This window comes from Pseudomonas sp. MWU349, from assembly GCF_017947325.1.
In the GTDB taxonomy this organism is placed as follows: domain Bacteria; phylum Pseudomonadota; class Gammaproteobacteria; order Pseudomonadales; family Pseudomonadaceae; genus Aquipseudomonas; species Aquipseudomonas protegens.
In genome coordinates this window covers 24,617-36,125 of the sequence record NZ_JAFEVP010000011.1, presented here as the reverse complement: position 1 = coordinate 36,125, position 11,509 = coordinate 24,617, and the positions used below count along the sequence as shown (strand labels likewise).

The window sequence follows — 11,509 nt, the reverse complement described above, 5'->3', positions numbered from 1 at the left end:
TCCCTGGAAACTGCCCACGGCGGTGCGGGTGGCGGCAACGATTACGACGTCTTGCATGATCGGGTCCTTGTGTTCGGTGACGGGGACCTGTGGCGTGGTGCGGGTGTTGGCCGGGCGGCACAGGCACTGGAAATGGGCGAAATCATGGTTGCACACAACCCCGGGAGCCGGCCAATCGCGAACCGGCCGGTCGGGTTGTGCTTGAACGGTCGGTTTTTAAAGGCCCATGCGTCGTTTCGCCCGGTGCACGGAACTGTCCCGTACCGCCCAGCGCAGCATCGGCGTGCTGCGCTTGACGCTGGCACGAATCAGTTGGCGTTGCAGCGGGTTCTGATTGACCTCGAGCATGGCGCTGGCCCAGTCCGGCAGCAGGTCGATGCCGGCCTGCATCATCAACGAACCGAAGGGTTTGGCCAGGCGGCTGGGGGCCGGGGCAGCCAGCAGCAGGCGCAGGACTTCCCGGCTGCGCTGGTCGCAGAGCAGTTGGGGGCGCATGGCCTGCAGGTAGTCGGCCACGGCGCGCCGCGAGCGCGGCACGTCCCGGGCTCCCAGGCGTTCGGCGATCAGGGCGATCTCGTCGTAGTAGCGATCCTGGTCAGCGCCGGAAAGATGAGGGTTGAGGTAACGCAAGTGCGCGGCAAGAAAACTGCTGACCTCAGCCACGTGAACCAAGGTCAGCAGATCGGGGTCGCTGGCGGCATAGGGGCGGCCATCGGGGGCGGTGCCGACGATGTGCAAGTGAATGCTGCGTACCTTGTCGATCAGCCATTCGGCGTCCTGGCGGGAGCCGAAGGTGGTGCCGGAGATGAACTGCCCGGTGCGGCGCAGGCGGCCGATCATGTCCTGGCGAAAGTTCGAGTGATCCCAGACGCCGGCCAAGGCCAAAGGATGCAGGGCCTGCATCAACAGGGCGCTGATGCCGCCGATCAGCATGCTGCTGAAATCGGCGTGCACCTGCCAACTGACGGACCCCGGCCCGAACAGGCCGGGGTCACCTTTGGGATGTTCCAGGTCGAGTTGGCCCAGGGACAGGCCGGACAGGCTCATGACCTGGCTTTCGATACGGCTGCGAATGAATTCCATGACAGCTCGGTGTGGCAATTTAAAAAAGAGGCGCGGCGGATGCCGCGCCGGTTTCAAACGTTCAGGCGTTTGTCGATCAGGCCGTCCACCACGCTGGGGTCCGCCAGGGTCGAAGTGTCACCCAGGGTATCCAGTTCGTTGCAGGCGATCTTGCGCAGGATACGCCGCATGATCTTGCCCGAGCGAGTTTTCGGCAGGGCCGGAGCCCACTGGATCAGCTCCGGCTTGGCGAAACTGCCGATCTCGCGGCTGACCAGGGCCAGCAGTTCCTTCTTCAGTGCCTCGTCGGGCTCGACGCCCTGCATGGGCGTGACAAAGGCGTAGATGCCCTGGCCCTTGAGATCATGGGGGTAACCGACCACCGCCGCTTCGGCGATGCTGTCGTGCAGCACCAGGGCGCTTTCCACTTCGGCGGTGCCGATGCGGTGCCCGGAAACGTTGATCACATCGTCGATGCGCCCGGTGATCCAGTAGCTGCCATCCTCGTCGCGCCGGGCACCATCACCGGTGAAGTAATAGCCGGGGTAGGGAGCGAAATAGGTTTCGACCATGCGCTTGGGATCGCCATAGACGCTACGGATCTGCGCCGGCCAACTGGCCTTGATTGCCAGGATGCCGCTGCCTGCCCCATGGATTTCCTTGCCCTGGTCGTCCAGCAGCACCGGTTGTACGCCGAACATCGGGGTCGAGGCGCATCCGGGCTTGATCTGCCGGGCACTGACCAGGGGGCTGAGCATGATGCCGCCGGTTTCGGTCTGCCACCAGGTGTCGACAATCGGGCAGCGTTGTTCGCCCACGACATTGAAATACCACTCCCAGGCTTCCGGGTTGATCGGCTCGCCGACGCTGCCGAGCAAGCGCAGGCTGGCGCGGGAGGTGTTCTGTAGCGGGGCGCTGCCTTCGCGCATCAGGGCACGCAGAGCGGTGGGCGCGGTGTAGAAGATGTTCACCTGGTGTTTGTCCACCACCTCCCAGAAACGCGAGGTGCTGGGGTAGTTGGGCACACCTTCGAAGATCAGCGTGGTCGCGCCGTTGGCCAAGGGGCCGTAGAGGATGTAGCTGTGGCCGGTGACCCAGCCGACGTCGGCGGTGCACCAGAAGACCTCACCGTCGCGGTAGTCCAGCACGTACTTGAAGGTCATGGCCGCCTGTAGCAGGTAGCCGCCGGTGGTGTGCAGCACGCCCTTGGGTTTGCCGGTGCTGCCCGAGGTGTAGAGGATGAACAGCGGGTCTTCGGCGTCCATCGGCTCGGGGGCGCATTGGTTGCTGGCGCCAGCCACGGCCTGTTCATAGGAAATGTCGCGATCTGGCACCCAGTTCACCGGGTTGCGGGTGCGTTCGACCACCAGCACGCTGCTGACATCCGGGCAACTGAGCAGCGCCTTGTCGACGTTGCTCTTCAGCGGAATCAATTTGCCGCCGCGCACGCCTTCGTCAGCGGTGATCACGGTGCGGCAGTCGGCGTTGAGAATGCGGTCGCGCAGGGCCTCCGGGGAAAAACCGCCGAACACCACCGAGTGCACCGCGCCGATCCGGGTGCAGGCGAGCATGGCGTAGGCCACTTCGGGAATCATCGGCATGTAGATGCACACCCGGTCGCCCTTCTTCACGCCACGGCTTTTCAGCACGTTGGCCAGACGGCAGACCCGGTCGTGGAGTTCCTGGTAGGTGATGCGCTGGGAGTCTGCCGGGTTGTCACCTTCCCAGATGATCGCCGCCTGATGGCTGCGTTTTTCCAGATGACGGTCGATGCAGTTGTAGCTGACGTTGAGTTGGCCACCGCGAAACCAGCTGGCCTCGCCGGTGCGCATGTCGTGGCTGTGGACGCTGTCCCAGGGGCTGCTCCAGTGCAGGAAGCGCCTGGCCTGCTCGGCCCAGAACTGGTCCGGTTGCTCAATGGACTGGCGGTAGAGGTGGTGGTAGTCGTCCTGACTCATTTGTGCCGCCCGGCGGACGGCATCGGCTTTGGGAAAAGTGCTGATATCGAACATGACGGTTCCTTATTCTTGTTTTGCGACAAGTCATAAGGGTGCGCACAAGTGTCGGGAAGGTTCAAGTGGGGAAGGACCGGGGGGCCCGGACAGGAGCCGGTGTGGCCGGCTCCTGGGGTGACAGGGTCGTATCAGCCGCGGTGACGGCCGCGGAAGTAGTTGATCAGGCCTTGGGTCGAGGCGTCGTCGGCCAGGGTTTCGTCGCTGCCGACCAGGCGGTTGTAGACGCCTTTGCCCAGCTCCTTGCCCAGCTCCACGCCCCATTGGTCGAAGGCGTTGATGCCCCAGACCACGCTTTGCACGAAGACCTTGTGTTCATACAGCGCCACCAGTGCGCCAAGGCGCCGCGGACTGATGCGCTCCACCACCAGGGTGTTGCTCGGACGGTTGCCGGGAATCACCTTGTGCGGTGCCAGTTTCGCGATTTCGGCTTCGCTCAGGCCTTTCTCGCGCAGTTCGCTCTCGGCTTCGGCGCGGGTCTTGCCCAGCATCAGTGCCTGGCTCTGGGACAGGCAGTTGGCGTACAGCCATTGATGGTGGTCGGCCACCGGGTTGAAGCTGACGATCGGCACGATGAAGTCGGCCGGGATCAACTGGGTGCCCTGGTGCAGCAACTGGTGATAGGCGTGCTGACCGTTGCAACCCACGCCGCCCCAGATCACCGGGCCGGTATCGGTGGCCACTGGGGTGCCGTCCTGGCGCACGCTCTTGCCGTTGGATTCCATGTCCAGTTGCTGCAAGTGCTTGGTGATATTGCGTAGGTAGTGGTCGTACGGCAGGATCGCGTGGCTTTGCGCGCCCCAGAAATTTCCGTACCACACGCCCAGCAGCGCCAGCAGCACCGGCATGTTCTGTTCGAACGGGGCACTCTGGAAGTGCTGGTCCATGGTGTAGGCACCGGACAGCAGCTCCTTGAAGTTGGACATGCCGATGGCCAGGGCGATCGGCAGGCCGATGGCGGACCACAGCGAGTAGCGCCCGCCGACCCAGTCCCACATCGGGAAGATGTTCTCTTCGCGAATGCCGAAGGCCACTGCCGCCGCATTGTTGCTCGACACGGCGATGAAGTGGCGGTGCAGTTCGGCCTCCGAGCCGCCCTGGGCCAGGTACCAGGCCCGTGCTGCCTGGGCGTTCTTCAGGGTTTCGAGGGTGTTGAAAGACTTGGAGGAAACGATGAATAGCGTGGTTTCTGCACGGATTTTTGCAGAAAGCTCATGGAACTCGCTGCCATCGATGTTCGCCAGGTAATGGCAGCGCACGCCTTTCTGGGCGTAGGACAACAGCGCTTCGGAGACCAGCTCCGGGCCGAGGAAGGAGCCGCCGATGCCGATGTTCACCACGTCGGTGATGGGCTTCTCGGTGTAGCCGCGCCACAGGCCGTCGTGGATGCGACCCACCAGCTCGGTGATCTGGTTCAGTACCTTGTGCACTTCGGGCATCACGTTGACACCGTTCACCGACAGCTTGTCGCCCACCGGGCGGCGCAGTGCGGTGTGCAAGGCCGGGCGGCCTTCGGAAGCGTTGACCAATTCGCCGGTGATCATTGACTTGATGGCGTCTGAGAGGCCGACTTCCTTGGCCAGGTTCACCAGCAGATCGCGGGTTTCGCTGGTGATCAGGTTCTTCGAATAGTCGAGAAACAGCCCGCAGCTGCTCAGGGTGAATTGGCTGAAGCGCTGCGGATCGGCATTGAACGCTTCGCGCATGCTGAAATCCTGCATGGCTTGGCGGTGGTCTTTCAACGCTTGCCAGGCGGGCAGAGCGGTAACGTCATGAGGAGTGCGGTAGTACGCCATCGCTGCGGTTTTCCTTTTGCTTGAACTGCCTTTTGGACACTGAAAAGCCCGGAACGTCCTGCGCGGTCTCAAGGACCCGTTGGGCCGGCCCTGTGCTGATACGTTTAATCACTGGAGGGGATAACAGTAACTCCAGCGTGCTGTTCTGTCTTGGCTTTGTCCGACTGGTGGCCAGTACTATTTTGTACTCAGCGGGCCTGCCTGGTCTGGATTTGGGCTTTCAATGGGTAGAAATAGGGGGAAGCGTGAGGCGGCCTGATCCGCAATCGCAGGGCTGGTAAGGCTCTGCTCATTGCCAGGGGCCATGTGCAGCATGCGCGGCCTGAAGTCGAGCCACTCGGCTTCACTGCAGGGAGCGTAGGCGCAGAGGGGCGCTCGATCACCGGCCTTGGCCTTGAACATGTGATGTACATGGGGTGTTCCCTGGGGCGGATCCTCGAAGGGGGCCCGCAGTTATGGGCTGCAGGCCCCAGCCGGCGGCAGTTTGCCCGAAGGTTGGAGTTCGGGCAATCGGGCGTTTATGCCGGTGTGTCGAGGTCCAGGTGCAGGTTGTCGATCAACCGTGTCGCGCCCAGATAGGCTGCCACAAGAATCACCAGTTCACGGTCTTGCGCGGTGGCCGGACGCAGGTTCTGTGCCTGGCGGATTTCCAGGTAGTCACGGCGCAGGCCGGCGGCTTCAAGCTGCTGCTGTTGTTCGGCCACAAGCTTGGAATAGTCGCGTTCGCCGTTTCTGATGGCTTGGGCAATCTGGCTCAGGCTGCGGTACAGCGCCGGTGCGATGGCGCGCTGTTCTTCACTCATGTAGCCGTTGCGCGACGACAGGGCGAGGCCGTCGGCGGCACGTACCGTTGGCTCGCCGATGATCTGGATCGGCATGTTCAGGTCATGCACCAGGGCTCGAATCACTGCCAACTGCTGGTAGTCCTTCTGGCCGAACACCGCGAGATCGGGCTGGACCATGTTGAACAGCTTGGTGACCACTGTCGCCACGCCTTCGAAATGTCCGGGGCGGCTGGCGCCGCACAGGCCTTCGGACAGCTGTGGAACACTGACCCGGGTCTGCCCGGCCATGCCATCGGGGTACATTTCTTCGACGCTGGGGGCAAACAGCAGGTGGCAACCGGCTTGCAGCAATTTTTCTTGGTCGGCGGCGAGGGTGCGTGGGTACTTGTCCAGGTCTTCGCCGGCCCCGAACTGCAGGGGATTGACGAAGATGCTGGCGACTACGAAGTCCACCCGCTGGGCGGCTTTGGCCACCAGGGCGGCGTGGCCACTGTGCAGGTTGCCCATGGTGGGCACGAAGCCGATCCGCTTGCCCTCACTGCGCGCGCGGGCGACCGCGGCGCGCAATTCGCGCACGGTTTTGACTGTATTCATGCAGAGAACCCGTGTTCGGCGCCAGGGAAGGTGACGGCTTTGACTTCTTCGACATAGGCGCTCAAGGCCGCCTGGATGCTGTCCTTGCCAGCCATGAAGTTCTTCACGAACTTCGGCGAGCGACCGCTGAGGGACAGCCCCAGCATGTCGTGGAGCACCAGAACCTGGCCATCGGTAGCACTGCCGGCACCGATACCTATTACCGGGATCTTCACCGCCTGGGTGATTTCTGCCGCCAGCTCACTGGGCACGCACTCCAGCAACAGCATTGCCGCGCCGGCCTGCTCCAGGGCGATGGCATCGGCACGCATCTGCCGCGCCTGGCTTTCATTGCGGCCCTGGACCTTGTAGCCGCCCAGAACGTTCACGGTCTGTGGCGTCAGCCCCATGTGCACGCAGACCGGCACCCCACGCTCGTTCAGCAGGCGCACCGGCTCGGCCAGCCAGGCTGCGCCTTCGATCTTGAGCATGTGAGCGCCGGCCTGCATCAGCTGCGCCGAGCTGCTCAGGGCCTGTTCTGTGGTGGCGTAGGACATGAATGGCAGGTCGGCCAGGATCAGTGCCCCGTTGTTGCCGCGTTTGACCGCCGCGACGTGATAGGCCATGTCAGCGGTGCTGACGGGCAGTGTGCTGTCGTGTCCTTGCAGCACCATGCCCAGGGAGTCGCCTACCAGCAGGACTTCGACGCCCGCCTCGCAGCAGGTGTGGGCGAAGGTCGCGTCGTAGCAGGTCAGCATGGTGATTTTCTCACCTTTCTGCTTGAGGCTTTGCAGGGTGGTCAGAGTGATGTCTGGCATGAAAGGGGTCCTCATTTCAGGCGCTTTGGAAACTACTGCGAGTAACGCGCGTGATTCTTCGTTATTCAGGCGCACGGTCTTTTGTCGTGCTTATACAGCCTGGTTCCAAGCGATTTGAACGGGCTTGCGGGAGTCGCGCCTGTGGCGTCGGGCCCATTATTCTGTGCCCAGAAGAGGTGCCATGCCAGCGGGTGCCACCGCCGTTGCACAACTGCCCCTGCCTGGCGTTTCCCGGGCTCGCCGCGAACCGACCTCACTTGAATTGCGCCCTTTAGCGCCGTGATGGCGGCAACGGGACGCCTATAGTCGTGAGGAGAACTCGGGAAGTCAATTAGATGTGTTACCGCATTGTTACGCTGCCAGTGTTACCGTCGTTACTGATGCGTTTCAGCGGTCAGGCCAGGCGTTCCAGGCCGACAAATGGGCAGGCAGCGAGCAGTTCGCGCAGGGTGCGGCCGTCAGCCAGTTGCAGGTCGGCAGGGGCCAGTTCCGCCAAGGGGTAGAGCACGAAGGGGCGCGCCTGCATGTGGTAATGGGGGACTTTGAGGCGGGGTTCATCGATCAGTCGATCGCCGAACAGCAGGATGTCCAGATCCAGGGTGCGAGGGCCCCAGCGCTCATTTCGCTCGCGACCTTGCTGGTTTTCGATGGCCTGCAAGGCGTCCAGCAGCCCTAGCGGCGCCAGCGCGCTGTCCAGCGCCGCCACGGCGTTGGTGTAGCGTGGCTGGCCGGGGAGCAATGAGTCGCTCTGGTAGAAAGCCGATACGCCGTGCAGGCGGCTTTCGGGCAACTGCGCGAGGGCCTCGATGGCATTGCGCAGTTGTGCTTCAGGGGCTGCCAGGTTGCTGCCCATGCCGATATAGATGCGTTCCATCTATTACTCGCCCGATGCGCCGCCGCTGCGTTTGCGCTTGGCACCGCTGCTGCGCCGGCGCTTGCGTGGCGCGCCACTGGCGTCTTCCTTGCCGCTGAGGTCGCGGATCATGTCGCGGCGTTCGGCGTCATTGGCGTCTTGATAGTCGGTCCACCATTCCCCCAGGCCATCGGTCTGCTCGCCGGCGCTTTCGCGCAGCAGCAGGAAGTCGTAGCCGGCGCGGAAGCGCGGATTGTCCAGCAACTGGTCGGCGCGCTTGCCGCTGCGCCGTGGCAGGCGTTCCTGCATATCCCAGATTTCGCGGATCGGCATGGTGAAACGCTTGGGAATAGCGATGCGCTGGCACTGTTCGGCGATCAGCTCGTGGGCGGCTTCCTGCATGGCCGGAATCGGCGGCATGCCACGCTCCTGCAGGCGCAGTACCCGGGCCGGCAGGGCTGGCCAGAGCAGGGCGGCGAACAGGAAGGCCGGGGTCACGGGTTTGTTCTGCTTGATCCGCAGGTCGGTGTTGATCAAGGCTTCGCTGATCAGCGTGTGGGTGTAGGTCGGGTTGTATTCCAGGGCTTCGGCGCTGGCCGGGAACAGCGGGTCGAACAGTTGCAGGTCCACCAGCATTTCGAAGGTGTCCGCTGCGTAGCCGGAAAGGAACAGCTTGAGCACTTCCTCGAACAGGCGTGCCGAGGGGATTTCCCGCAGCATCGGTGCCAGTTCGCGAATGGGCGCGGCGGTGTGTTTCTCGATGCCGAAGTTCAGTTTCGCTGCAAAGCGTACTGCCCGAAGCATACGTACCGGGTCTTCCTGATAACGCTGGCGAGGATCGCCGATCAGGCGGATCAGGTTGTTGCGAATGTCGTGTACGCCATTGGCGTAATCGAGAATGCGTTCGCTGACCGGATCGTAGTACAGGGCATTGATGGTGAAGTCGCGACGCTGCGCGTCCTCTTCCAGGGTGCCATAGACGTTGTCCCGCAGGATCCGCCCGCTTTCGTTGCGCGATGACTGGTTACTGTCCTCGTCGTCTTCGTTTTGCGGGTGATTGGCGCGGAAAGTCGCAACTTCGATGATTTCGCGGCCGAAGTGGATGTGCACCAGCTTGAAACGCCGGCCAATGATGCGCGCGTTACGGAACTCGGCCTTGACCTGTTCCGGCGTGGCGCTGGTGGCGACGTCGAAGTCCTTGGGGGTGATATTGAGCAGCATGTCGCGCACGCAGCCACCCACCAGGTAGGCCTGGTAGCCGGCGTTCTGCAGGCGTTCGACGATATTCACCGCATACCGGCTGAACTGGGCACGTTGCAGCGAATGCTGGCTGCTATTGAGCACTTCAGGCGTGCTGCGTTTATGTTGCGTACGACGCAAGGGAGAACGGAATGACTGGAACAGCTTCTTCAGCATGGGATGCACTGTTTGAAGGAATATTCGGCCAAAACGAAGAGTGGCCGCATGATGGGCGGGGATTCTAGCATTTAGTCGAAGGATGGTGTAGGAAGCTGCCGCGACTTGTACAGGCTGGCGCTGAGCTGCGGTTTGGCGAGGTTGGATGGGGGCGGGGGAGTAAAAACACGAATTCCGGAAACCACAAGGGGAGCCGAAGCTCCCCCAGAATAGTTGCGTGCTCTATTTTTATTATTGGTTTCGGGCTTCTTGTTTTTGTTAAACGCCCTTGTCATCTGGTTTACCCAGGATGACCCTCCCAATCGGGAGCCAAGAGCAAACGGATTGCTTTGATCGCTGAGTTGCAATGACCTTTCGATCCAACCAGTTCAGGCTCTGCCTTAGGGCAGTTTTTGTTGTTCTCGGCCTGGTTGTGGGGCAAGCCCCAAATACAACGCCTCTCCAAAAGAATCAGTTAGCTGCGCCTCCGCCGTGTTGTTTTTATTATGCGTGAGTCGATTCGTCTTATTTTTATTGTCTTGTGCATTGCTTGTTATTGTTCTTGTACCAAACATATAGCAGGTGCCGTGCCAACTTTTGCGATCCCCAGTAAAACAAGGGGTTAGGCGTGCTGTTGGGTGTTTTTCAGGGCAAAAAAAACCGGGGCTTCGTTACCTTTAGCCCCGGTTCCTGTTACGTGCGATGGAGCAGGTAACAGTTTTTTTCACAAAAGCGAGTGTTACCCGCGTTTTCATCAGCCGTGGTTCAGCTTTCGCTGGCGACCCCACTCTTGCGCCGTGGGATGCCCAGGCGCTGACGACGCTCCCACAGGCATTTGCGGCTGACACCCAGTTTGCGTGCCAGCTCGGTCTCGGTCATGTGGTCCTGGTGTTCGAGGACGAAGTGCTGGAAGTAGTCCTCCAGGGACAGGTCTTCGGTCGGCTCATGGCTGGTGTTACCCGCTTGTGGGGGCAGACCGACGAAGTCGTCGTCTTCCAGGTCGCTCAGTTCGATGTCGATGCCCAGCAGGTCGGCCGAGATTTCCGGGCTTTCGCACAGAATGACCGCCCGCTCGACAGCGTTCTCCAGTTCACGCACGTTCCCCGGCCAGGAGTAATGGCGAATGGCCTGTTCTGCATCGGCGGCGAACTTCAGGTCCGTGCGGCCGACGCGCGCGCTCTGGCGGGCCAGAAAGGCATTGGCAATTTCATTGACGTCTGCACCGCGCTCACGCAGAGCCGGCAGTTTCAGGGCAATCACGTGCAGGCGGTAGTACAGGTCTTCACGGAACTGGCCTATTTTCGACAGGCTTTTCAGGTCGCGGTGAGTGGCTGCAATCAGGCGCACATCGACTTTCTGGGACTGTACCGAGCCGACACGGCGGATTTCGCCTTCCTGCAGCACTCGCAGCAATCGCGCCTGGGCCTCCAGCGGCAGCTCGCCAATCTCGTCGAGGAACAGGGTGCCGCCGTCCGCCGCTTCTACCAGGCCAGCGCGCCCGGCGCTGGCTCCGGTGAACGCACCTTTCTCGTGGCCGAACAGTTCGGACTCGATCAGGGTTTCCGGAATGGCTGCGCAGTTCACCGAAATCATCGGCGCCTTGGCACGCTTGGACAGGTTGTGCAGGGCCCGGGCTACCAATTCCTTGCCGGTACCGGATTCACCCTGGATCAGCACATTGGAATCAGTTGGCGCCACTTTGCGGATCTTGCTGTACAGATCCTGCATGGGCGCGCAGGAGCCGATGATGCCGATTTCGCCATTGTTGTTAGCCGTACCGGCCCGCTCCGTGGTCGCGCCAGCCTTGGCGGCCGGACGGTCTGGCGAGGCATTTTCGGCGCTTTGCCGATCCCGCAGGATACGCGCCACGGCCTGGAGCATTTCATCGTGATCGAATGGCTTGGCGATGTAGTCCACCGCGCCCATTTTCATCGAGTCCACGGCTGAGCGCAGGCTGGCGTAGCTGGTCATGATCAGCACCGGAGTGCCCTGGCCGAGCTTGATCAATTCGGTGCCCGGGGCGCCTGGCAGGCGCAAGTCACTGACGATCAGATCGAAAGTGGGAATGCTGAAGCGTTCCTGTGCCTCCTGCACTGAGCCGGCTTCGCTGACCTGGTACTGGTTGCGTTCCAGCAGGCGGCGCAGGGCGGAGCGGATAATGGTTTCGTCTTCGACGATCAGAATATGCGGCATTGATTCAATTCTCTCGACGGTC

Annotated in this window: 8 protein-coding genes and 1 pseudogene; all 9 read right to left on the bottom strand. The window is 62.0% G+C overall.

The features are described 5' to 3' along the window. Positions 1–216: 216 nt before the first annotated feature. Complete coding sequence (locus tag KCG88_RS30605; protein ID WP_210713751.1) at positions 217–1,083, bottom strand: oxygenase MpaB family protein; 867 nt, start codon at positions 1,081–1,083, stop codon at positions 217–219. Between the two features lie 53 nt (positions 1,084–1,136). Beyond that, positions 1,137–3,074 carry an acetate--CoA ligase gene (acs, locus tag KCG88_RS30600; RefSeq protein WP_210713750.1) on the bottom strand — a complete coding sequence of 646 codons (1,938 nt, stop codon included), beginning with the start codon at positions 3,072–3,074 and terminating at the stop codon, positions 1,137–1,139. A gap of 131 nt (positions 3,075–3,205) precedes the next feature. Continuing rightward, complete coding sequence (pgi, locus tag KCG88_RS30595) at positions 3,206–4,870, bottom strand: glucose-6-phosphate isomerase (protein ID WP_011063513.1); 1,665 nt, start codon at positions 4,868–4,870, stop codon at positions 3,206–3,208. Positions 4,871–5,119: 249 nt separating this feature from the next. Beyond that, positions 5,120–5,266, bottom strand: a pseudogene (locus KCG88_RS31060) (aspartate 1-decarboxylase); the annotation flags it as partial. A gap of 122 nt (positions 5,267–5,388) precedes the next feature. Beyond that, positions 5,389–6,249 (bottom strand): pantoate--beta-alanine ligase, encoded by an 861-nt coding sequence (gene panC / locus KCG88_RS30590; RefSeq protein ID WP_210713749.1) that lies wholly within the window; start codon positions 6,247–6,249, stop codon positions 5,389–5,391. Then, a complete protein-coding gene (panB, locus tag KCG88_RS30585; RefSeq protein WP_015637061.1) occupies positions 6,246–7,046 on the bottom strand; it encodes a 3-methyl-2-oxobutanoate hydroxymethyltransferase in 801 nt (266 codons plus the stop codon). The genes panC and panB overlap by 4 nt, the downstream gene beginning before the upstream one ends. A 394-nt stretch (positions 7,047–7,440) precedes the next feature. After that, positions 7,441–7,920, bottom strand: a complete 480-nt coding sequence (gene folK, locus KCG88_RS30580) for a 2-amino-4-hydroxy-6-hydroxymethyldihydropteridine diphosphokinase (protein WP_047289256.1) — start codon at positions 7,918–7,920, stop codon at positions 7,441–7,443. Positions 7,921–7,923: 3 nt separating this feature from the next. Beyond that, a complete protein-coding gene (locus tag KCG88_RS30575) occupies positions 7,924–9,315 on the bottom strand; it encodes a polynucleotide adenylyltransferase PcnB (RefSeq protein WP_047289254.1) in 1,392 nt (463 codons plus the stop codon). A gap of 744 nt (positions 9,316–10,059) precedes the next feature. After that, complete coding sequence (locus tag KCG88_RS30570; RefSeq protein ID WP_047289252.1) at positions 10,060–11,487, bottom strand: sigma-54 dependent transcriptional regulator; 1,428 nt, start codon at positions 11,485–11,487, stop codon at positions 10,060–10,062. Between the last annotated feature and the right edge of the window lie 22 nt (positions 11,488–11,509).